General features: G+C 45.7%; 21 protein-coding genes and 1 pseudogene. 2 read left to right on the top strand and 20 right to left on the bottom strand.

All coding sequences use genetic code 11. The features are described 5' to 3' along the window. From B9J87_RS10610 to B9J87_RS10510, 20 genes and pseudogenes are all read right to left on the bottom strand, one after another. Window positions 1-399: pseudogene (locus B9J87_RS10610) on the bottom strand (hypothetical protein); the annotation flags it as partial. Between the two features lie 570 nt (window positions 400-969). Then, window positions 970-2,082, bottom strand: coding sequence for a type II toxin-antitoxin system PemK/MazF family toxin (locus tag B9J87_RS10605; protein ID WP_094128214.1), 1,113 nt, complete (start codon window positions 2,080-2,082; stop codon window positions 970-972). Window positions 2,083-2,343: 261 nt separating this feature from the next. Then, on the bottom strand, window positions 2,344-3,117 hold the full coding sequence (ompV, locus tag B9J87_RS10600; protein ID WP_094150605.1) for an outer membrane protein OmpV: 774 nt from the start codon (window positions 3,115-3,117) through the stop codon (window positions 2,344-2,346). Between the two features lie 375 nt (window positions 3,118-3,492). Beyond that, window positions 3,493-4,722 (bottom strand): beta-ketoacyl-ACP synthase, encoded by a 1,230-nt coding sequence (locus B9J87_RS10590; RefSeq protein ID WP_094150603.1) that lies wholly within the window; start codon window positions 4,720-4,722, stop codon window positions 3,493-3,495. Continuing rightward, window positions 4,719-5,444 carry a 3-ketoacyl-ACP reductase FabG2 gene (locus B9J87_RS10585; protein ID WP_017045136.1) on the bottom strand — a complete coding sequence of 242 codons (726 nt, stop codon included), beginning with the start codon at window positions 5,442-5,444 and terminating at the stop codon, window positions 4,719-4,721. The genes B9J87_RS10590 and B9J87_RS10585 overlap by 4 nt, the downstream gene beginning before the upstream one ends. Continuing rightward, entirely contained in the window at window positions 5,441-5,905 is a 465-nt protein-coding gene (locus B9J87_RS10580) for a hotdog family protein (protein WP_017050420.1), read from the bottom strand. The genes B9J87_RS10585 and B9J87_RS10580 overlap by 4 nt, the downstream gene beginning before the upstream one ends. Further along, a complete protein-coding gene (locus B9J87_RS10575; RefSeq protein ID WP_094150601.1) occupies window positions 5,883-7,118 on the bottom strand; it encodes a beta-ketoacyl-[acyl-carrier-protein] synthase family protein in 1,236 nt (411 codons plus the stop codon). Before B9J87_RS10575 ends, B9J87_RS10580 begins: the two co-directional genes overlap by 23 nt. A 16-nt stretch (window positions 7,119-7,134) precedes the next feature. After that, a complete protein-coding gene (locus B9J87_RS10570; protein WP_017045139.1) occupies window positions 7,135-7,755 on the bottom strand; it encodes a DUF3261 domain-containing protein in 621 nt (206 codons plus the stop codon). Continuing rightward, window positions 7,752-10,100 carry an MMPL family transporter gene (locus B9J87_RS10565; RefSeq protein ID WP_094150599.1) on the bottom strand — a complete coding sequence of 783 codons (2,349 nt, stop codon included), beginning with the start codon at window positions 10,098-10,100 and terminating at the stop codon, window positions 7,752-7,754. Before B9J87_RS10565 ends, B9J87_RS10570 begins: the two co-directional genes overlap by 4 nt. Continuing rightward, entirely contained in the window at window positions 10,072-10,683 is a 612-nt protein-coding gene (locus tag B9J87_RS10560; RefSeq protein ID WP_017045141.1) for a LolA family protein, read from the bottom strand. Before B9J87_RS10560 ends, B9J87_RS10565 begins: the two co-directional genes overlap by 29 nt. Then, the gene (locus B9J87_RS10555) at window positions 10,680-11,120 is read right to left on the bottom strand and encodes an acyl-CoA thioesterase (protein WP_017050416.1); all 441 of its coding nucleotides are present in this window, start codon (window positions 11,118-11,120) and stop codon (window positions 10,680-10,682) included. The genes B9J87_RS10560 and B9J87_RS10555 overlap by 4 nt, the downstream gene beginning before the upstream one ends. Before the next feature lie 8 nt (window positions 11,121-11,128). After that, complete coding sequence (locus B9J87_RS10550) at window positions 11,129-12,673, bottom strand: HAL/PAL/TAL family ammonia-lyase (protein WP_017045143.1); 1,545 nt, start codon at window positions 12,671-12,673, stop codon at window positions 11,129-11,131. Continuing rightward, entirely contained in the window at window positions 12,654-14,384 is a 1,731-nt protein-coding gene (locus tag B9J87_RS10545) for a glycosyltransferase family 2 protein (RefSeq protein WP_094150597.1), read from the bottom strand. Before B9J87_RS10545 ends, B9J87_RS10550 begins: the two co-directional genes overlap by 20 nt. After that, window positions 14,368-14,736 (bottom strand): ApeI family dehydratase, encoded by a 369-nt coding sequence (locus tag B9J87_RS10540; protein ID WP_094150595.1) that lies wholly within the window; start codon window positions 14,734-14,736, stop codon window positions 14,368-14,370. Before B9J87_RS10540 ends, B9J87_RS10545 begins: the two co-directional genes overlap by 17 nt. Window positions 14,737-14,758: 22 nt before the next feature. Then, window positions 14,759-16,144, bottom strand: coding sequence for an AMP-binding protein (locus tag B9J87_RS10535; RefSeq protein ID WP_094150593.1), 1,386 nt, complete (start codon window positions 16,142-16,144; stop codon window positions 14,759-14,761). Between the two features lie 7 nt (window positions 16,145-16,151). Beyond that, window positions 16,152-16,709 carry a hypothetical protein gene (locus B9J87_RS10530; RefSeq protein WP_017045147.1) on the bottom strand — a complete coding sequence of 186 codons (558 nt, stop codon included), beginning with the start codon at window positions 16,707-16,709 and terminating at the stop codon, window positions 16,152-16,154. Further along, a complete protein-coding gene (locus B9J87_RS10525) occupies window positions 16,709-16,966 on the bottom strand; it encodes an acyl carrier protein (RefSeq protein ID WP_013856486.1) in 258 nt (85 codons plus the stop codon). The genes B9J87_RS10530 and B9J87_RS10525 overlap by 1 nt, the downstream gene beginning before the upstream one ends. Before the next feature lie 15 nt (window positions 16,967-16,981). Next, window positions 16,982-17,242, bottom strand: a complete 261-nt coding sequence (locus B9J87_RS10520; RefSeq protein WP_019282451.1) for a phosphopantetheine-binding protein — start codon at window positions 17,240-17,242, stop codon at window positions 16,982-16,984. A 190-nt stretch (window positions 17,243-17,432) separates the two neighbouring features. Beyond that, window positions 17,433-18,206 carry a lysophospholipid acyltransferase family protein gene (locus B9J87_RS10515; protein WP_064626136.1) on the bottom strand — a complete coding sequence of 258 codons (774 nt, stop codon included), beginning with the start codon at window positions 18,204-18,206 and terminating at the stop codon, window positions 17,433-17,435. Continuing rightward, entirely contained in the window at window positions 18,200-18,937 is a 738-nt protein-coding gene (locus tag B9J87_RS10510) for a beta-ketoacyl synthase chain length factor (RefSeq protein WP_064625603.1), read from the bottom strand. The genes B9J87_RS10515 and B9J87_RS10510 overlap by 7 nt, the downstream gene beginning before the upstream one ends. Before the next feature lie 115 nt (window positions 18,938-19,052). Here B9J87_RS10510 and B9J87_RS10505 point away from each other — a divergent pair, with 115 nt between their 5' ends. Both B9J87_RS10505 and B9J87_RS10500 read left to right on the top strand, forming a co-directional pair. Then, on the top strand, window positions 19,053-20,159 hold the full coding sequence (locus tag B9J87_RS10505; protein ID WP_017045151.1) for a class I SAM-dependent methyltransferase: 1,107 nt from the start codon (window positions 19,053-19,055) through the stop codon (window positions 20,157-20,159). Window positions 20,160-20,182: 23 nt separating this feature from the next. Next, the gene (locus B9J87_RS10500) at window positions 20,183-21,427 is read left to right on the top strand and encodes an NAD(P)/FAD-dependent oxidoreductase (RefSeq protein ID WP_094150591.1); all 1,245 of its coding nucleotides are present in this window, start codon (window positions 20,183-20,185) and stop codon (window positions 21,425-21,427) included. Window positions 21,428-21,518: the final 91 nt, after the last annotated feature.

Genomic DNA, 21,518 nt, shown 5'->3' with positions numbered 1-21,518 from the left:
ATCTAAAGAGCTAACCATAAGGTTAACCATTTTGATAGAACTTAATTTTGTATTGTCATTGGTACTGGTTAGATGCCCATATATCTCATTATCACCAGCTATATTGATATAAACAGTACTTCCCACCTCCGAGTAATGCATATCTCCTCGTGCTGAAAAGCAAAACAGCTGATCTATATCGTCTAAAGGTTGTTTTTTTGTGCTTCTATGAAATGAACCAAATCCTTTGTGTCTATCTGTGTATCTAGGAGGAAAATGCTCCACTTTCTGAGCCATCGACTCAAGTTGATCAAGCAGCCAATTTCGACTGTTTCGTCCTTTTTGAACAGTGTCTTTATGCAAGTCAATGTGATCGGCTACAAATGCATTAATCGACTTATTGATTCTAAAATCCGACATACAAACCTCATTTTTATGCCACTAGGCGATTATACAGGCTTATATCATTGTTCGGAAAAGATTTTTGATAGACTTTACCTCGTATTACTACGCAACTTTAACCAAAAAATATAATGTGAGAGATAACCTGTTATTCGTCGAGAAACATCTAGATTACTATCAGTAAGGCAAATTAGTATTGCCAGTGTATGAATGCTCTATTGCTCCAGAACGTTTTGGGGCATAAACGTGGCAGAACAGATCGACCTGATACGAGTAGGGACAAAACTGTATCGGCAACTTTTCAAAATTAGAAAGTTATGAATTAGCCTAGTTATGAAAATCGCTCTGTTACACTTATCAATTTCAGTTACTACAGCTATTGATTACCAATTGCGGTCATACCAACTACAATTGGCACAGATAAAAACATTGGCTTGGAATTGGGACAAAAAAACCGCCAATAGGCGGTTTTTTTGAAAGAAAGTTCTTTGTTTTCGTCGGCAGGGCAATTTTTCAGCGTCGTTTGAGAGAGTGCCGTCTCTAAATCTCAAACCAATAAGGGGAGTATATTAAAAGAGCCTTAAGTAGTCAAGGGGTTACTACTTCTGCGAACTCGATTAACTCGTTGTCGATCTGTTTATCCACTTCCTCGGTAGTGTATAGATTAGCACGAAGATACTGATCTTTCAGTAACTCTCGCAGAGTTGAGTGTTCCTGTCGGATTCGTGCAAGCTCTTGCTTTAGACCATTACTCTCAAACGTAAGTTCTGACATGGTGCTCACTAGTTTTTCGTTATCGTCAGTAAGCTCTTTGACTAACTGTTTTTTACAGTTCAATAACTTCTTGTTATCGTAATAATCACCAAGGCCAACATTGTGGGCTAAAGCTGTTTTGAGACATTTTTCATCATCAGGGCTGATTCGTACTCTGTAAGTTTCTAGCCGTTGTGACTGATTAGATCTATATCTGCTCAATGGTGGGAGAATGCGGCTATAACCGACTGTTTGAACTAAGTGGGAAAGTACATATGACCCTTTTCCCAATTGGGTACAATCCATGAGACTATCTTCACTTAGTTTAAAAACCGAATGATTTTTTGCATAGTCTTCTGGTTCTTGTGAAGTCAAAGGAATCACTTGCACCCCCCTATGTGTTGTCTTCAAGACAATCGCGGGTCTTCTTTTGTACAACTCGAGATGTTGTACTACATCAGGGTATCGCTTGGCAGAGGTTTGTTTATCAGTTCCTTTATAAATCTTAGGTTTGAACCCGAAATCGACCTCTACAATTGTCCCAAAACGTAACAGTTGCATCGCTGATTTATGAACTCGCTTCATGGTCTGTTTCAAGAATATCTCACCTTCTGTATCTCTTGGCGTGAGACGAACAGACACACTACTCCCTTTTAATTCAACAGCTTTGACAATCCATCGGTATGTTGTGTGTCCTTCGAAATAGCAAGTGATAGTGACATTGGTATTAGATGAGTCAGGAAGAAGTATCTCGTTAATGTTGGTATAAGACTCCACACCAAGCACCGCTGGTTTTGCAGTTTGGGTATCATCGAACAAATAGTAGGTTACTGTTAGCACCACACATATCTCTCTGCTTTTATTGGAATTCGCTTTCGGGTCATTATACAGAGTCACTAAATTTACGGCGATTGAATTACCACCAAATTGATAGACACTTTGTAACATAAGAAAAAATAGTTCAATTCACAACGTATAGAAATGAGGCACGGTACGGTTCTAGCTTTGAATGGGGCAGAAATGAGTTTCATGGAATCGTAGATTTGTACTCCATGAATTACCTCAGGCATGGAAAACTCAGACATGCAAAAGGCAAGATTCATAGAGAATCAATGCGTGGGTTCATATCAACGCTATTTTGATCGAGAAGGGCAGTTCAAGTAGAAAAATCAGGCAGGGGATACGGCTCCTGCCTGAGGGCGGTATAGCTTAAAAGTGGTAAGCGACGGTTGCGCCAACGAGCCATTGGTTTGCGCTTTCTACGATTGGCGAATTGGCGACATCAGAGCCTAAACGGGTGTAAGAACTGGTTTGGGTGATTTCCCAACGGTCATTAATTGGGTAAGCCAGTTTGTAACCTAGGTTGTAAGAGAAGTCGCCACCTGCATGGTAAGCTTTACGCTGTGCGGTCGCTTCTTTGTCTTTCACACCGAAATAGTAGTTGTTGTAATCCGAACTCTGGTAACTAATGCCCGCAAAAGGTACCAAATCAACAGCACCTAAATCGATGACATGGAAGTAGTTAACGCCAGTTTTGTAGCCTTTGTTTTCTTTGAGAATATCATGTTGGAAGTAGGTCGATACGGTACCGTTACCCAGTGCGATATCAGCATTTAAACCTAGATCAATCGTGGCTTTACGCTTATCCATTCCTTTAACGCTGTTTGCCGAATCTTGGTCATAAGTAACGCCGCTGCCCGTCAGGTAAGTACCTAGATTAACGACATCCCCTGTGTTACCAAAGAAGCGGTAGTTAATACTGGTGAGGTCTGCATTCAAATCTTCACCGTGGTAGCCAAAGTTCAGCAAAGCGCTGTAAGACTTGTCTTGATCCTTGAGTAGGTCAGTGCTGCCAAAAGCACCCACTTCCGCAACCCATTGACCTTCATGAGTATAGATATTGCCGTTACGAATGTACGTTTGGGCAGCTAAAGTGTTGCCCGCGATAAGCGATGCTGTAATAAATAGTGCGATCTTTTTCATTATGTTCTTCCATTTAAGGGCTTATGTTTGGATGTGAACACTGTACAAAATCGATAGAGAGGATAATATCAATAGCTTGTATGGTTATGTCTGACTTTTGTCAAAGCGGCTTATTCTTGCCTTACTCGTTGCAGTGGTTGGCTACGTTCGTTTATCCGAATCACATAGCCTTTCAGGCTTGATTTTGTGTGGGCAGGGCTCTGTTTGCTTGGCGCGGTGTTTTTTATTTTCAGACCGCAAATCCTCGAAGTACTTGCGAAAAGTATTGGCTGATTGCTGGTGAGTATTTGGCAGGCGACCAATATTTAAGAGGCAAATGCCGGATAAATAAACTCGTAAAAAAAGCCGTTGTGTGGGAAACGGCTTTTTATGGGATTATTCGCTGAATTTCTTAAAAATAATCGAGGTGTTGATGCCACCAAAAGCAAAGTTATTGCTCATTAGATATTGCACATCCAGCTCACGTCCTGTGCCTGTAATGTAATCAAGATCGCCACATTGCGGGTCGATGTTATCTAGGTTAAGGGTTGGATTAAACCAACCGCTGCGCATCATTTCTAAACCCAACCAAGCTTCAACTGCGCCACATGCGCCCAATGTGTGACCAAAATAACTTTTCAACGAGCTGATCGGCACTTTACCCAACGCGTTTGCGGTGGCGTGACTTTCGGCTATATCACCCCGGTCGGTCGCCGTGCCGTGAGCCGAAACATAGTCAATTTTATCTGCACTTAAATTGGCATCACGCAGCGCCATCTCCATGCAGATTTGCATGGTGTCCATTTGTGGTTGAGTGACATGGGCGGCATCGCAGTTGCTGGCAAAACCGATGATTTCTGCGTGAATGACAGCACCGCGTGCGATGGCGTGTTCATACTCTTCAAGCACTAAAGTTCCTGCGCCTTCACCAATCACTAAACCATCACGCTGAGTATCATACGGGCGGGGGGTGGTTTTGGGCTGGTCGTTTTTGAGGCTAGTGGCAAATAAGGTATCAAATACGGCCGATTCGGTAGGGCAGAGCTCTTCACCACCGCCCGCCACCATTACGGTTTGGTAGCCGTGTTTGATCGCTTCGTACGCGTAACCGATGGCTTGGCTACCAGACGTGCAGGCGCTACTGGTTGGAATGACGCGGCCTTTGAGCCCGAAAAATAGACCTACGTTCACCGCGGCAGTGTGAGGCATCATCTGCACATAAGTGGTGGCGGTAATGGCTCGAGTGGTTTTTTCGTTGAGCATGACACCAAACGCACCGATGGCATCGGTACTGCCTGTTGATGAACCATAAGCGATACCGGTTTGGCCGTTCGTCAGCACTTCATGACCAATTAAGCCCGCCTGTAGCAGCGCATTTTCGGTGGCAACGGTCGCCAGTTGTGACACACGGCCCATACCTCGGACTTGCTTACGTTTGTAGTGGCTAGGCAGTGTAAAGTCCATTATTGGCGCGGCGAGTTTAGTGTTTAAACCCTCATACTGCTCATAGGAGGGCATATATTGAGTGGCATTTTCACAAGCTCTGAGTTTTGGCTCAATACTGGCCCAGTCATTACCAAAAGCAGTCACGCCGGACATGCCTGTAACGACAACGCGGCGGGTCATACTAAGCCTCCATTAACCGAGATAACTTGGCGAGTGACATAAGCAGCAATATCAGACATTAAATAGCTCACAAGGCCTGCGACTTCTTCGGGTTCACCCATGCGGCGTAAAGGAACTTGTGGCAGTGCGTGCTCTTTGACGTGCTCATCTACCATGCCTGTATCGATTAAGCCCGGCGCAACGCAGTTGACGGTGATTTTGCGCTTAGCCAGTTCAAGCGCGAGCGATTTGGTCGCGCCAATCACGCCAGCTTTGGCGGCGCTGTAATTGGTTTGACCCCGGTTGCCTGTGATGCCCGACACCGACGCTAAAGTCACAATGCGCCCACCTTGGCGTTTTTGCACCATTGGCATCACACAAGGGTGGAGGACGTTATAAAAGCTGTCTAAATTGGTGTGAATTACACCATCCCATTCTTGTTCTGTCATGGCGGGAAACGCCGTGTCACGAGTAATGCCCGCGTTATTGACCACGCCGTAATAAGCGCCATGCAGAGCAATATCGGCTTCTAATACTTCGCGACACTGAGCTCGGTTGCTGATGTCAAATTGAATCAGTCGGCCTGAACCACCGTTTTGCTCGATGGTCGCTAGTGTTTGCAGGGCACCTTGCTGGTCGCCCATGTAATGGACGGCAATGGCAAAACCATCTTTGGCGAGCGCAATCGCAATCGCTTTGCCTATGCCTTTACTCGCACCAGTCACTAATACGTGTCGGGTCATGCTTGACTCCTCATTTTCATTTCTTCTAATTTTTGTTCTGATGGCACATACACATTTAATTGGCATTCGGCCAAAAGCTGGTGTTGGTGCTCGATTCTTGCCTTAAACACGGCCATGCCATTGTCTTGCATTAGCTGTTCAGCGTAGATATCGAGCGTTTGCCCTTTCAAGAATGCATCGCACAGCGCGCGATAACGGCGACTGCCGAGCAGAAAGCCAATTGGCGGTTGAATGCCTTGGACAAGTGAGTGATACCCAGACCACGCGGCAATGGCTTGTGCCATAAACTCGATACCGACATAGGCTGGTATGCTTTGTGTCGCTGGGTCAAAAAACAGGTGGTGCGATTCAATATCCACTTGGCAGTGGATAGATTCGCTCTGTACCTCAAGCGCGCGGTCGATCAAAATCATCGGCGCTTGATGAGGCAGCAGTTGATCAATTGCAGGAAGCTTTGTCATTAACGTAACCAAAAATGAGGCTAATATTGTTGCCACCAAAAGCAAAGGAGTTGCTTAAAATGGCCTTGTTTTCTAAATATTGGGTGGTTTCCACTAGCGTAATATCAATGTCTGGCGCTTTGTTAGCACAGCGCTGAATGGGCAAAGGCAATTGGTATTGCAGTATGTGCCAAGCAATGGCGGCTTCGGTTGCACTGGCCGCGCCGAGCGTGTGTCCAGTGAGTGGTTTGGTTGAACTCACCGCAACGTGCTGGCCAAAAACGCGGAAAATCGCTTTACTTTCCATGCTGTCATTGAGCGGTGTTGCGGTGCCGTGAGCGTTGATATAGCCGATATCACTGGCGGTTAATTTGGCATCTTGCAGCGCGTTACGCATCGCCTGTTCTGCACCGTTTCCATCTGGGTGGGGCGCAGAAATATGGTGTGCATCGGAACTGTCGCCTGCGCCCAATAGCGCAATGGCGTGAGCGTGTTGCTGAGACGGCGTTTTACCCAGCAGCATAAAAGCGGCAGATTCACCAATGTTGATGCCATCTCGCTGTGCATCAAACGGTTTACACAAACGTTGAGACAATGCCTCTAAACCGTTAAAACCATTGAGTGTTAAGCGGCACAAAGTGTCAGCACCACCGATAATCACCGCATCAACCAACCCAGCATTAAGCATTCTTTTGGCGGTGATAAAGACGCGGCCACTGGACGAACAGGCGGTTGAAATGGCGTAGCAGGGGCCGCTTATTGCAAAATAGCGAGCGATAAAATCACTGCAATTGCCTAATTCCTGTTTGTAGTAGTGGTAGTCGCTTGGGAATTCGCCCTGCTCTAACTTGTGGGCGAGTGCGATTTCGCCATCAGCAATGCCTGACGTGCTCGTGCCAACCACCACTGCAATGCGATCTGCACCATAGGTGGCAATCGCGTGGCGGACGCTTGGTTCGATTTGTTGCAGTGCCGATAAAGCCAGTTGGTTGTTGCGCGTATTGAACGCACTTAAATGCGCTGGGATTTCTGGTAGCGGTTCACTCACTCGGCCTACGATGGTTGCGGTGCCAGTATTGAGCGACGTGTCGTCAGCCACCATGTTGTCACAATAGCCCTGCGCTAAACTTTGGTGAATGTGCGACGAGTCACTCCCCATCGCGCAGTGAAAACCGCAGTCTTGGACATAAATAGGTGAGCGAGAATCAATAGGAGAAGTCGTGGATGAGTTCATGATAGCTATCTACGGTCTACGGTTGTGTGGGCGGCAAAGGGTGCTGGGCACTGAGCGTTGTAATCGTAATGGTGTAATTCAATAATTGATTGTGGAAGCGAATATCGCCCTTCATCGAGAAGGGATGTTGATAATCAATAACAATCACTGTTTCACCCAGTTCATTGATGAGTGTTCGTCTATTCTCATCATCAATGATTTGCCACTTTACCTTATTTAACGAGGCTTCCCAAGCATTTCGCGGCCAGAGCGTGATCATCAGGTTAAAGAGTATCTGTTCGGGCTTCGGCAAGGTGTTTTCCAAGCCATTGAGTACGCTGGTCTCAATAGTATCTTGCTGATAATTGAGCGATAAAATCCTCGTTCCCCAAGATGAAAACCCTGCCAGCACAATCTTGTCATCGGTCACCTGCAACTGGACCGGAAGCTGTTGGTTATGCTGGCCGTTATCATCTTGCCAATGGGCGCTGATCAACTGACTTGCCGTGACTTGGTACCCAAGTTGCGCAGGTTTGGGCAGAGTAACGAATGTGTTGGGGCTAATTTCTACCTGCGTGGAGGCTTGGTTTGGCACTAAAGAGCAGCCAGACAACATCAGTAACAGCAAGGGCAGCGCACGGCGTATTCTCATCATCATAGTTTTTCCTCATGCGCTTTTATGGCGGCAGGTTGTGATTTGATCGCCATTGGTGAAAGCAACCAAGCAACGAAAATGCCGCTCAGTACCGTCAAACCAAAACTGTGGATGGCGTGAGTTTGGCTAAGAGCAAGCAGACCAAACGAGAGCAAAGTCGTTAGTGCCGAAAGGGTTATGGCAAGCAAGGTACTGTGACTGCGGGCTTGTTCGGCAAAAAAGAGCGTGTAATCAATACCGATACCTATCACTAATACCAGTGCTAATAGATTGAATAAATTGAGCGTAGAGCCTGTTGCGACGGTGACGGCTAACCCAGCGATGCAAGCAATAAGCGAAGGTAACATAATGCGAATGCTGTGTTTCACGCCGTAGCGCCAAATAGTGAGAGCGCCGATCAAGGTAAGAGCCAGCGCAATTAACTCCATCACTTTAAGGCGATACTGCCCAAACAGGGTCGAGATCTCTTCGGTTTTATTCAAATAGGCGTAGTCGCTATTTTGCGCCGCAAACTGCTTAATTACTGCTGCTTGGTGAACCTCTTTCAACAGCACTACCGCCGCCACTTTTTGCTCAACTTCACCTAAATAAAGAAAGCGCAGCGGCTGGGAAACATCATGGGCTAAATAATGCGCCAGTGTCATAGGCAAAAATGACGCTTCCAGTTTAGGAGCCGAAGATAGTTTCAGCGTGTGAGCCAGTGCTGCGCTTTGGTTTGCGTACAGTGCTTCAACCAGTGCGTAGTTTTCTTGCTGACGCTTAAGCGAGCTGATGTTTTGGCTTAAACTTTGGTAGCCAGAAAGTACGCCTTGTTGTTGCCATTGTGAAAATTGCGTATCTAATTTTTCTAACTGCTGCATTAATGCTTCATCATCGTTGGCACTGACGACCAACATCTGCTGTGATGATTGAATACCAGTCAAGGTGCTGATTTGCAGCTCTTGCTGTTTCAAGTCGCTAGGCATGGCTTGTAATTGTCGAATGTCGTCGTTGTAGTGCACTTGCGTCAGAGCAAGACTGCTGATGATCAATAACGCCGTGGGTAGGCCCCATTTAACCCATGGCTTTTGCCAAAGCGCAAACCATAATGACCAATAAGTGATGCCGGGAAGCGTTCTCGATGAACTTGGTTTTTTGGCCAAAATCGGATACCAAGCCACGACCGTTGCGTAAGCGGCAACGAGCCCTAAGGCGGAAAATAGCGCTAACTGTTGTAAGCCGGGGAAAGGGGCGACCAGTAGACCGAGATAGCCAATTAAACTGGTGATTAACCCTAAGGTAATGGCCGTCAGAATATGCTTTAGTCCTTGCACGCTGTCCCATTGTTCATTTGCGGCAAGGCGATCGGTCAGGTAGTGAAAGGCGTAGTCGATTGAAACGCCAATCAGGCTGGCCCCAAACACTAAGCTAAACAGATGGATCTGACCAAAAAACGCGGTGGTGATCACCATGGCAACCACTAACCCAACGGATACCGAGAGCAGTGCCAACAGTAAAGGCATGGCACTGCGAAAAACCAGCATCACCAACAGCACAATTCCGAGTAATGAGAAAAGGCCAATAGTGCTGATTTCTGACTTGGCACTTTGAGTACCAAAATCGGCGTAAAATAAAACACCAGTATGATAAATGTCCGCACTAAATTGTTGCTTGATGCGTTGTTGCCATTGAGCAATATCGGGCACCACTTGTTGCGCTTTGAAACTGTATGGTGAGTCGTTGAGCTGCGCGGTGATTAGCACGTATTTTTGGCCTTGATACTCGCGGGTTAAGTATCCATCTTGCAAACGAAAATGAGACGATAGCTGGCTAAGTTGTGCTAAGTAGTCGCGAAATAGCAGAAAAGGGTCGTGACTGAGCTCTTGCCCTGTTACCCCAGAAAAAGGGTTATATAGGGCTTGCACCACCGCTTGCACTTGTTGTTCGGGATGTTGACTGAGCTGATTGCGTTGCTCGCTGGTGAGCAGTTGTGCTCGATGTTGAAAGTAGTAACTGGCCCAAGCGTTCTGTTGAGTGGCATCGATTTTCCCAACCACATCCTTGAAATAGCCACTCTGCTTGAGCTCGCTTTCTAGCGCTGTAACGGATTTGAGCCGGTCAGCCTCATTGGGCGCAGTGACAATAAAGACCACTTTATCGCTCATACTGGCAGTGACTTTTTCAAACGCTTGCTCGGCGAGCACACTTTGCTGGTTGACCGGCAGTAGCTTAAGGATATCCGTCTCGATCGGTGAAGCCGCTGAAAAGAACCACTGCTTGAGTAGTAAGCCAAGACAAAGGGTCACAAAAGCCAACCAGAACAATGCCAGCCGGTTCGATTTAGAAGTTAAACTGTGCTTGCTCAGCATGGGTTAAACGCTCTGGCTGGTGGTTTTGGTTAGTAAACTGAATCTCGGTTTTGTCGCCTCGCACTTCTTGCAGGATCAAACCATCAATGTCATCTCGCCCCGTTAATGTTATCGAGGTAAACACCGAGCTCAGTGGCGCATTTCTCGGCGTTAAATTTAGCTGCCACTGGCCATCTTCGCTGTGCAGCGTCATCGTAAATTGTTCATTCAATTGCTGCGTGTCACCATGAAATACCGACAAAAAGAGATGGCTGAAATAAAACGCCATTGGGTTCTCTTTTTCGGTAATCACCTGTGGTGGTTGGTTAGCAAAAGTTTGGCGAAGCTTGTCTTGAGTTAGCACCAAATTAACTGGAAATGGTGAGTATTGTTGCCAAAGTAAGCCATTTTGTTTATCAAGTAAGAATTTCCCGGCTGACGACAGTGGTTGTTCGAACATCTCAATATGGCGGAGTTGAGTAAACTCTCCGCGTACGATCTGGTGTTTCGCCAACTGCGCTTGCAGTGAGGCAAGGTCGGTCACCTGTGCCCAGAGTAGGGGCGAGAATAGAGCTAAAGTTAGCCATAGAAAACGGCGCATCATAATTTCCCGTAGGTATGCCAGTGCTGCACTTTGTCGGTAAATAGCGTTGGGGAAGCGAAACACATCTCTTGCGTGTCGATGCGAACCGCTACTTGAGTGGTGTGCGCTTTACACATTCGTTGCCCGGTCTGGCTATCAAAAATCATGTAGTCAACACGCAAGCGATTTTCCCATTCTGTCAAGGTCGCTTTGACTCGAATCGTATGGTTGAACGGGATCGCTTTCACGTACTTCACGTGGGTATCAATCACCGGCCATAGGTAGCCCGACTGAGTCATCGCGTGATAGCTGTAATCAATTTTTTCCATCAGCACGCGGCGTGCTTCTTCAAAAAAACGAAAATAATTGCCGTGGTAGATAACGCCCATTGGGTCGGCATCTTGAAACGAGGTGACTAAAGTCACCTCACTTTCCAATGGATGAAGTACATCGCTCATCGCGCTTCCTAGTAAAGTGTCCAGTGGCGTTGTTGAATGCGGCTAATAAAGTGGCGCAAATCATGTTCTAGCGGACGATCTTCCACCACAAAGTCAAACTCTTGTAACACGGCTAAGCGCATCTGCTTGATATTGTGACTCATGTGTTGCTCATCCAGCTCATGATGACGTTTGCGCAATTCTATTGCTTGGGTCGCTGCTAACAGCGAGGCGGCCGCCACTTGTTCTGTCAGTTCAAGCACACGTAGACAATCACGCGCGGCGATGGTTCCCATGCTGACTTTGTCTTGGTTGTGACACTCAGTCGAACGTGAAAAAACGCTGGCAGGCATGGTATGTTTCAAGGCTTCGGCCGTCCACGCTGAAATGCCAATCTGCACGGCTTTAAAGCCGTGGTTGATCGGTTTTCTTTCGCCTTCTGCGCCAGTTAAGTTAAAAGGCAAACCGTTGTTGAATTTGTAATCCATCAATTGCGCCATTTGGCGATCGAGCAAATCGGCTAGGTTAGCAATCTGCGTTTTTAAGGTATCCATTGCCATGGCAATGTGGCCGCCGTAAAAATGACCGCCGTGCAGTACGCGTTCATTATCGCCATCGATGATGGGGTTGTCGTTGGCACTGTTGAGCTCATTTTCAATCAGTTGACGTAGCCACGGCAGTGCATCTTGCACTGTGCCAATCACATGGGGTGCGCAGCGCAATGAATAGCGATCTTGCAGGCGATCACTGTTGCGAGGTGGGCGCTCTGCTTGTAAGTCATCGCGTAGCCATGCTGCGATTTGTTGCTGGCCAGGATGCGGCTTGACGGCAAATAGCGCGGCATCAAAATGGAAGTCGTTACCCTGAATACCGACAGACACCATGGCGGTAATTTTGGTGCAGAGTTGAGTTAAATACTCGGCGCGTTTATAGGCTAAACAGGCCAAAGCAGTCATGACTGATGTGCCGTTCATCAGCGCTAATCCCTCTTTTGGTTTTAGCTTGATCGGGCGAATACCCAGTTCGTTAAACACATCTTGAGTTGGGCGCATCTCACCTTTATAAAGCACGTCGCGCTCACCAATCAGTGTGGCCGCGAGGTAGGAGAGTGGCGTTAAATCGCCGCTTGCCCCGACCGAACCTTCTTGTGGAATACGAGGGGCGATATCGTGGTTGATCAAGGTGACAATTTGGTTAAGCAGTTCATGGCTCACACCAGAGACACCTTGCGCTAGTGAACACAAGCGCGTTGCTAATACTGCGCGAGATTGCTGATGGCTTAATACCTCGCCTAAGCCACAGCCGTGAAAGCGAGTCAAATGCAGTGGTAATTGGTCTACTAGATTCGGCGGAATGGCAACGGTGCATGAATCACCATAGCCGGTGGTTACGCCGTAAATCACGCCTTCTTCTTTTAAAAGTCGTTCTAGAAAAGCGACGCCGCGATCAATTTTAGCGGTGAATTCCGCTGAAGAATTGAGGTTGGCCTGCGCGCCTTGCGAAATCGCGACAACATCTTCAATGGTGAGGCGATCGACGCCAAAAGTTATGCGGTTATCTGTCTGAATCATCATGCTGCTGTTTACTTAGAGTCCAAAAATTGAAAAAGTTATACCACTGCAGTGGAGCTTGCAGTGTGTAATGTTCCAGCCGATCAGCGTAGCGTTGTACTACCTGCGCTAGCGCCGCTTGTCGCTCTTTTCTCGGTAAATCTATGTTGTCGCTAAAGTGCTCGAAATAGACGTTAAAATGTGGAGTTTTAGAACGTTCGTCTCTTAAGCCAAACAAAAGGTAGACAGGAGCTTTCAACACCGAGGCCAACATAAAAGGGCCTTGTGGAAACGGTGCGGGTTGGCCTAAAAAATCGGCCCATACGGCTCGGGTCTCTTTGCTGGTGGACGTTCTATCTCCGACGATCACCACCCATTCTCCTTGCTCTATTTTCTGTTGAAGCAAAATAGCAGTATCGGGGCCCAAACGGCTCACTTGAATGAGGTTCAGTTCTGAGTTGGGATTGATCGCTTTCATTACCGCATTGAAGCGTTCGGCGTGCTCGGTGAAGACTAACGCATTGATCTTAATATGAGAATGCCGACGTCCCAGAGCGCGGCACAGTTCAATATTTCCAAGATGAGATCCTAAAAGAAGTACACCTTGTTTACGTTCTACTAGAGCTTGGAACGATTCTTGACCATGGATGGTCAAATTTTTTACCGAAAAATCGCCTTTCCATGCCGCCAATTTATCCAGCATAGTGTGGCCAAAAGAGAGCAGATGGTTATAGCTAGAGAGATGATTTGGCAGCGTGATTTGGCGACGGTTTGCGTAGCTTTGTAAGTGCTGTAAATATTGTTCAGAGGCTTGGCGAGCTTGTTTTCCAGTAAGATAGTAATAGCCCATTACAAGTTTCAGCATCAGGTTGAAAATTGGCCGCCCGAGCAGGCTATATACCGCCAGTAACGCTTTAATACCTAGAACCGTTCCTCGTTCTTGACGCTTTGACCAGTGCTGGTTTGGCTCTGCACCACTTTTGTTGTGCCTGCTTTGGTTGCGTTTCAGCAGTTGAGGAATACGCGGTAACATGCCAAAAAATAATTTGCTGTGCATCCAACTGATTTTGACGTTATCCCATAGTGCATCGAAATGAGAGACGCCTCCTTCAGGATAAATGACGCGGGTTTCCACAAAATCGATATCGACCCCGTGCCAATACATGCGAACTAAGATTTCGATATCGAAATCCATGCGCGTGCCGATCTTATGGTTATTGAGCACCTCAACGGTGAGGTCTACGGGATACGCGCGAAAACCACACATACTGTCTTTGATCGTAAAGGATAGCGTTTCAATCCAAACCCAAATATGCGTTGCGTAACGGCCATATAAACGCGCTTTGGGTACGCTGTCATCATAAATCGGCTGACCAGAAATTAGGTGGTTTGGATGTTGCTTTGACGCGGCCAGTAATTTAGGCAGCGCTTGTAAATCATGTTGGCCATCGGCATCAATTTGGATGACGTGGCTAAACCCCAACTGCTGCGCTTGGCGAATACCAGCCATTACCGCGCCACCTTTGCCTTGGTTTTGTTCTAGGGTAATGAGGTGAACATGTGTTTGCTGAGCGACGTTTCTCAACGCCTGTTTTGTTTGCTGATTGCTGCCATCATCAACCAGTAAAATGGGAAGTTCAAATGCGCTGAGTGATGAGACAACTTCTGCTACTGTGCTGCCGTGGTTGTAGCACGGAATTAAAAAACAAGCTTGATAATCAGCCACAGATTTCACCCAACTTCATTTTTCCTGATGAGTGAATGATGTTTAAACCCTCACGCTGCGAACTATAACTAAACGCGAGTTTCTGTTTTTCCTCATCCCAACTTAATGCCAGTTGAACGGTCATGTCTGGCAAGATAGGTTCTTGGAATTTGATCACTTCCATACCTTGAAAGCTTGTGGGTACAGATAAGTATTCTCGTGCATAGCGCAGTGCCCAATCGATTTGGGTAACGCCTGGCAGCAATGGGAAATGCTCAAAGTGTCCTGAAAAATCAATAATGTCGGCGTCAACGCGCAGCGTCAAATTCACTGTGTGAGGCTGAGTGTCAGCACATAATAATGTGGGTGTTCTTTTGGCCATAATCTATTGGGCTTCGTTATTTTTATGGTTGGAATAGTGTTTCTAGTTCAGCAACAAGGCGCTTACCTTGGCTATTGAGTGGGATCTCTTTTACCACTCTAAAGCGTCGAGGTACAGCAATAGGTTCTAACCATTGGCGCAGTTCAGAACGCAGCAACAGCCAGAACTTCCCCTTTCCAAGTTGAGCTAATTTTTCAGTGCCGCAGGCTGACAGTACAATCGCTGAAATTAAGATCAAACGTTCACCGTCTTGTTGTGGTAACACGGCTGTTTCACTGATCCACGGCAGTTGTTCAATACGCTGTTCCACTTCAACCAGTGAGATCCGTTTTTCTTCGATTTTGATGATGCGATCGGTGCGACCTTTCAAGGTAAAGTGCCGTTGGTCGGAAAGCTCACATTCATCGGCTGTTTGATACCAATGATTCGGATCAATGTGTGCAGAGCGCAAGGCTAAGCAGTTCTCGCTGTTAAGTCTTGCTTCAACGGTAGGAAAAAGCTCCCATTGCTGCGTTGCACTGTGCTGTTGCCGAAAAGCGATGCCGCCAGTTTCCGTACTGCCATACACTTCGATAGGTCGTTGCCCAAACAGGGTTTTTGCGTGACAAGAAGCAGAGTAGGGAAGTGGGCCACCGGAAGAAAACAGTGTGCGCAGTGGGCTTGGCTGGTGCTCTTGTGACAAGCGTTTCAATAGCGCAGGGCTACTGATCAGCACAGTGTCCGGATGCGCATGTGCGGTCACTTGTTCTGGAAATTCCAAGTTATGGCGGGCAAATGCTCGCCCTGCACACAGTGGCCATAACACACGAAATAGCAGCCCATAAATATGTTGATGAGAAACTGTACTTTCCACTTTTGCACCAATGAGCTGTTCGCCCCAAAGCTGCTCTAAAATGGCGATTTCAGCTTCAAGCTGCCGCAGTGTTTTGATGATAGCCTTAGGCTGACCGCTGGAGCCTGACGTAAACAGCGTCACGGTTTGTGTCTCTAATGAAAGTGGTGCAAAACAAACGGCTTCATCGCGCATGTCGTTGGGTAGCGTTAAATGGTTAAGAGAGAGGGTTGGCGTAGAATTGGGTATTGTTATCGCCTCATCACACAGCAACAACTCAAAGTGTTGACTCAGTTCTGCCAGTGCCGCAGGTTGATAATTACCGGGCAGAATTAATGATTTTCGCGTGCAGCATACGGCGAAAAAACCGACTGAAAATTGATAGCTATCGCCAGCACACAGTGCAATATGATGTTCATTTCGCGACGCTAATTGCCGGCTTAGTTGGCTGACATCGGCGACAAAGTTTGCCCAGTTAATGGTGTTATTGAGGTCAAAAGCAACACAATGCGAATCGTTTCTTGGTGAGGAGAGTAATGTTGCAAGCGAGCAAAAATCGGGGTTGCCGAAAGTCATAGCGTACCTAGCCTTTGCGAATCCTTTGTCTTACTAGCCATTCCGTTACAAAGAGGCTGCCAGCAAGGAGATAACTGATCAATCCGTTATACAACGTCCAGATCTCGATAGATTGGAAGCAGGTATAAAGTGCGATGGCTCCATTCATGATGAAGTAGAGGCACCACACTTTAGTGACCGTGCGTGTGTACTCAATGCCACTTTGAGGAAGTTCAGGCTCTTGCAGCCTCGCCAGCCGTTCAATCACTGTTTGCGGTTGCGTTAGGCTCAAGGCAAAAAGAGCCAAAAGACATACATTAACCACAACAGGGTAAAACAGTAGCCAACCATGCTGCTGAAAGAGCATCCCCAAAGTCACCAAAGTGATACCAACGAACCCACTAAGCCAAGCCAGTTGCTTCAGTTCTTGAAGCTTGGCTTGCCAACCAGAAAGAATTCTTAAAGCAAAAATAGCGGCTAAGAAGCCCCCTATAGCTTGCAAACCAAACTGATTAATCCCGAAGTAGACCGCGAGTGGGTAGGTAAGCAGGACGATTGCAGACAAAATCGTCAGCAATCGCCGCATTAGCTTTCCTTAACAAGTTCAATAACCGATTCCACCACATCATTGACGGTGCGAACGGTTTTAAACTCTTCAGGCTTGATTTTTTTGCCAGTCACTTTTTGTAAGTGAACGACAAGATCTACAGCATCAATACTGTCGAGATCGAGATCTTGATAAAGGTGAGCGTCTGGTTGAATATCGGCTTCATCAATTTCAAATAGTTCAACGAGAGCTTCTTTAACTTGATCAAATACTTGTTGTTGGTTTACTTCTGTCATAACGCTATCTATTTATTAGTGGCTAGTTTGAGATGAAATATAATTTGCTAAGTTTGCCACTGATGCAAAGTGTTGGCGAGTATTGGAGTCATCAGCGTCAATGACGATATTATACTTCTTTTTAATGGCCAAACCGAGCTCTAAAGCATCGATAGAATCTAAACCTAACCCATCACCAAAAAGTGGTGCGTCAGTTTCAATATCGTTAACTGAGATATCTTCAAGATTTAGTGCGTCGATAATGAGCTGTTTTATTTCTGTGTGTAGTATTTCCACTTCAACCTACTTATATAATGTTCTAGCCGTTTTGAACAAAACCTTGATATATACTTCCCCACTTAAAGTTGCAGCGGTGTTGGCTACGTTCGCTCACCCCAATCATATCGTTATCTATACGGATGGGGACTTACTCACTTTCCGCTTCGCTGCAACTTGACGTTATGGGTCGATAACTTCAATAGTTTTGTCATTTCTGGTTATTGTTTTGGGGGAAAATCACCTCTGCAAGGTGGCGATTTAAACGTCGTGCTGCAGTGGTGGGGTTATCAGCACCTTCAATAAAAGGTGTGACGACAACTTTACCCTTTATCTCCACATGGAAAAAGGGTTTGGTTTTAGGAACTTGGTACCACTTTTGCTCTTTTGTGAGAAAACTCGGAGAAACGGTAATATGTACGATGCGTAAGTCTCTTTGAGTTCGGATTGCGATTTGCGCCGCACCGCGCTGCAATTTGGGTTTAACACCGGGTGTGGTTCGCGTGCCTTCAGGGAAAATCAATAATACGTTTCCGCGGCTCATGCGTTCCTCGCACACATTTAACAAATCATCAGGTGTTTCATTGGGGATATAACCTGCGGCTTGAACAATCCGTTTCATAAAAGGATTGGCCCAGATAGCTGATTTAACCAAGCAATCGCACTGATGAAGTTGTGATGCAATGAGAACATAATCAATTAAGCTTGGATGATTGGCGACAATAAGGCAGCTTTTATCCTGTTTTAATAGTTCTGCGTTGGTTATTTTATAGTCGATGGCACCTGTTAATTTCATCAACTTACAAAATATATTGAATGAGTTTTGGATTGATTTTTGAACTTTATATTCTCGACGATCTGTTTGCGATGAAAATAATGCAATCAGTGGGATAATAATAAAACTCAGCGTTAATCCGCCTAAACCAAATATAAAAAAACAAAAACCTGTAGCAGCAATACGCCAGTAGCGGTTGAACTCTAACATTTTCGTTGCCATTTCCAAGCGCTTTGCGAGCCTTCAATGATCCATTCAGATTTTTCTGACAAATAGTGGTGAAGAAACGACAATGCTTGAGGCTGTTGTGGCTTGGTATCAGACATCTGCATAGAGAGCGTAAAATCTGAACCGTGAGACAGGGTTAACCCTAAGGCATAGCCTTGAAACTGCCACTCTTCGTATTGTTGGTAGTCGCTAGGTAATGGCTCATCAAAATCAACCAACAGCACTTTGTGACTAGGGTGCTCATTTAAATAGAGCCAAGCTTCTAATATGGCACTTTGAAATGTGTTTTGTGCTGCTGCAATCGAGGTTAATGGGATCGGTTGTTTTGAAGCGATGGTTGCTAGGCCTGCCGCTGTATTATGAACAGATTGTGAAAACGCCATTGGTGAGGCTTCTTCGCCAATCAATATCGACTTCACAATTTCAACGCTACGATGAAGCTCGCCATGACGACATGAAAATACCATGTAATCAATATGTTGTGATTCTATAGCAGTCAGTGCAGTCTGCACGGCTAATTTGCTCAAACTACTCATTCTGCGGCGCATCATAGGAGGAATATGGTCTGTGTTGAGCGTATTATCGTCAGGCCAAATCTCTTCTCTTGCCCAATTTTGCCAATCAGAAGGGTGAGATAAGCCTGCAGAATTTGCAACCCAAGTATCAATATTTAACGTGATTATTTGCTGTTGATTTGACATAAGATATTGCATTGTTTTTGATAGGGTTAAATACTATGGCACAAGATTATTCTTCGCAACTATAAACGTTTGTATCCTTGACTTAAATATTGATTTTTAAGAATTGAGTCGAACTTAGATTAAGTGTTTGGATATTGTTCACAAATTAAAGTTAGGTTTTAATGTGTTAAATCAAAAAATAGATCCTTATAACGCTTTAGAGGCAAAAACCGAAGCTCAAAAATTATCTTTTGCCCCCATCGTTTTTCATACGGCGCGCACATTACGTGACTTAGGCATATTGGCTGCATTAGATAATGCTGGCGAAAAAGGTTTAAATGCGGAACAAATTGCTCAAGAAACGAGCGTGTCAGAGTATGGCGTTAAAGTATTGCTCGATATGGCCATCAGTGCCCATATTGTTTTATGGGATAAACCGAATTATTCATTGGCTAATCTAGGCATTTTTTTGCTGCATGATGGGATGACGCAAGCCAATATGGATTTCACGGCAGACGTTTGTTATGCCGCCATGATGCACTTAACCGAATCGATCACCGAAGGCAAGCCTGCTGGTCTGAAAGAACTCGGCGATTGGGATACCATCTACCAAGGTTTATCGCGTTTGCCCCAGCAAGCTAAAGAGAGTTGGTTCAAATTCGATCACTTCTATTCCGATCGTTCTTTTCCTATTTTGCTGAAAGAAGTGTTTCGTAAAAAACCGAAACATTTGGTCGATATTGGTGGCAATACGGGTAAATGGGCACTGCAATGTTGTCACTATGATTCAGACGTTGAAGTGACGATTGTGGATCTGCCACAACAGTTGGAAATGGCGATGGCTAACGCGCAGCAACAAGGTTTTACGCAGCGTATTCATCCTTTTCCAGCCAACATGCTCGATAAAGAACAACCATTACCAAAAAATGCGGACGTGTGGTGGATGAGCCAGTTTTTAGACTGTTTTTCGCCAATGGAAATTTTGAGTATTTTAAAACGCGTTCGCGCCAATCTTTCTGCATATTCGACGGTTTATATTTTGGAACTGTTCTGGGATTCACAGAAGTACGATGCGGCTTCTTATAGCCTCAATGCCACCTCTTTGTATTTTACCTGCCTTGCAAATGGTAATAGTCGCTTCTATCGCAGCGAAGATTTCTTAGAAATCGTTCAAGCAGCAGGATTACAGGTGATCAAACGGACCGACAATATTGGCCTTGGCCACACCTTGTTAGAGCTAAAAGCCCAAGCTTAATTAAAATCGAGGCGAGTCAATTCATGAATAAAGAGATAACTCAAGTTGTTATCATTGGTGCGGGCCCTTCGGGTTCGACTGCCGCGGCATTACTCCATGCGCAAAACATACGCGTGTTGGTTATCGAAAAAGCACTTTTCCCACGCTTTTCTATTGGCGAAAGCTTATTACCTGCTTGTATGGAAGTGATAGAAGCGGCGGGAATGTTACCTGATGTTATGTGTGCGGGTTTTCAATATAAAAATGGTGCTGCCTTTCGAAAAAATGGTGTATACGCCCAGTTTGATTTTACCGACAAATATTCGAATGGGCCGGGAACCACTTTTCAGGTTCAGCGTAGTCAATTTGATAAAGTATTAGCGGATTCTGCTGTTAAGCAAGGGGTTGAAATTCGTTATCAACATCAACTGACGAATATCGAATTTGAAGAGAATAAATCACAATTATTGGTGACGGATCAACACGGTATAACGTATCAAATTGAAGCCGACTTCGTGCTGGATGCCAGTGGCTTTGGCCGAGTATTGCCTAAGTTACTCGATTTGGAAGAGCCATCGTGTTTACCTCCGAGAAAAGCCATCTTTACCCATATCATTGATCATATCTCCCCTGAACAACCAGACTACGACCGAAACAAGATACTGATCTCCGTCCATCCGCGTAATCCTGACGTATGGTATTGGCTCATTCCTTTTTCTAACGGCACATGTTCATTAGGTGTTGTCGGTGAACCGTCGTTTTTTGACGGCTATCCAAGTGATAAAATTGCGGCGATCCAGCAATTGGTGAATGAAATGCCTGAGCTGGCGGAACTGCTTTCGAAGTCCGAATACCCTAATCCTGCTGGTGAGCTAGGCGGCTATTCTGCAAATGTTAAGCAGTTGGCCACGGTAAATTATGCGTTATTAGGCAATGCTGGTGAATTTTTAGACCCGGTGTTTTCATCAGGTGTAACGATAGCCATGAAATCGGCTCAGTTAGCGGTGTCTTGTGTTGTACGCCAACTAAAAAACGAAAGTGTAGATTGGCAGCAAGAGTATTCTCAGCCATTAATGGTCGGAGTGGATACGTTCCGCACTTATGTGGAAGGTTGGTACAACGGCATGTTACAAGAGGTGATTTTTTACCAAACGCCCAACTCAAGAATAAAACAGATGATTTGCTCTATTCTTGCAGGATATGCTTGGGATCGTAGTAATCCTTATGTCGCTGAGCATCAACGACGCTTATCAAGTTTAGCTGAAATTATTCGTACTTCATCTCATTAATAATATCCGCACCGAAATTATGTTTTGGTGCGGATATGCATCTCACATTCTAATTTTATGGGTTTATTCTCTTGTAAGATTATTCCTACAC

This window comes from Vibrio sp. V19_P1S1T109, from assembly GCF_002241375.1.
In the GTDB taxonomy this organism is placed as follows: domain Bacteria; phylum Pseudomonadota; class Gammaproteobacteria; order Enterobacterales; family Vibrionaceae; genus Vibrio; species Vibrio anguillarum.
This window is presented reverse-complemented; position numbering and strand designations above follow the sequence as displayed.

What these genes read in the sequence shown, in the direction of transcription:
- B9J87_RS10605 (WP_094128214.1), bottom strand. Translation starts at nt 2,082, where the DNA reads ATGTTACAAAGTGTCTATCAATTTGGTGGTAATTCAATCGCCGTAAAT.
- ompV (WP_094150605.1), bottom strand. Translation starts at nt 3,117, where the DNA reads ATGAAAAAGATCGCACTATTTATTACAGCATCGCTTATCGCGGGCAAC.
- B9J87_RS10590 (WP_094150603.1), bottom strand. Translation starts at nt 4,722, where the DNA reads ATGACCCGCCGCGTTGTCGTTACAGGCATGTCCGGCGTGACTGCTTTT.
- B9J87_RS10585 (WP_017045136.1), bottom strand. Translation starts at nt 5,444, where the DNA reads ATGACCCGACACGTATTAGTGACTGGTGCGAGTAAAGGCATAGGCAAA.
- B9J87_RS10580 (WP_017050420.1), bottom strand. Translation starts at nt 5,905, where the DNA reads ATGACAAAGCTTCCTGCAATTGATCAACTGCTGCCTCATCAAGCGCCG.
- B9J87_RS10575 (WP_094150601.1), bottom strand. Translation starts at nt 7,118, where the DNA reads ATGAACTCATCCACGACTTCTCCTATTGATTCTCGCTCACCTATTTAT.
- B9J87_RS10570 (WP_017045139.1), bottom strand. Translation starts at nt 7,755, where the DNA reads ATGATGATGAGAATACGCCGTGCGCTGCCCTTGCTGTTACTGATGTTG.
- B9J87_RS10565 (WP_094150599.1), bottom strand. Translation starts at nt 10,100, where the DNA reads ATGCTGAGCAAGCACAGTTTAACTTCTAAATCGAACCGGCTGGCATTG.
- B9J87_RS10560 (WP_017045141.1), bottom strand. Translation starts at nt 10,683, where the DNA reads ATGATGCGCCGTTTTCTATGGCTAACTTTAGCTCTATTCTCGCCCCTA.
- B9J87_RS10555 (WP_017050416.1), bottom strand. Translation starts at nt 11,120, where the DNA reads ATGAGCGATGTACTTCATCCATTGGAAAGTGAGGTGACTTTAGTCACC.
- B9J87_RS10550 (WP_017045143.1), bottom strand. Translation starts at nt 12,673, where the DNA reads ATGATGATTCAGACAGATAACCGCATAACTTTTGGCGTCGATCGCCTC.
- B9J87_RS10540 (WP_094150595.1), bottom strand. Translation starts at nt 14,736, where the DNA reads ATGGCCAAAAGAACACCCACATTATTATGTGCTGACACTCAGCCTCAC.
- B9J87_RS10535 (WP_094150593.1), bottom strand. Translation starts at nt 16,144, where the DNA reads ATGACTTTCGGCAACCCCGATTTTTGCTCGCTTGCAACATTACTCTCC.
- B9J87_RS10530 (WP_017045147.1), bottom strand. Translation starts at nt 16,709, where the DNA reads ATGCGGCGATTGCTGACGATTTTGTCTGCAATCGTCCTGCTTACCTAC.
- B9J87_RS10525 (WP_013856486.1), bottom strand. Translation starts at nt 16,966, where the DNA reads ATGACAGAAGTAAACCAACAACAAGTATTTGATCAAGTTAAAGAAGCT.
- B9J87_RS10515 (WP_064626136.1), bottom strand. Translation starts at nt 18,206, where the DNA reads ATGTTAGAGTTCAACCGCTACTGGCGTATTGCTGCTACAGGTTTTTGT.
- B9J87_RS10510 (WP_064625603.1), bottom strand. Translation starts at nt 18,937, where the DNA reads ATGCAATATCTTATGTCAAATCAACAGCAAATAATCACGTTAAATATT.
- B9J87_RS10500 (WP_094150591.1), top strand. Translation starts at nt 20,183, where the DNA reads ATGAATAAAGAGATAACTCAAGTTGTTATCATTGGTGCGGGCCCTTCG.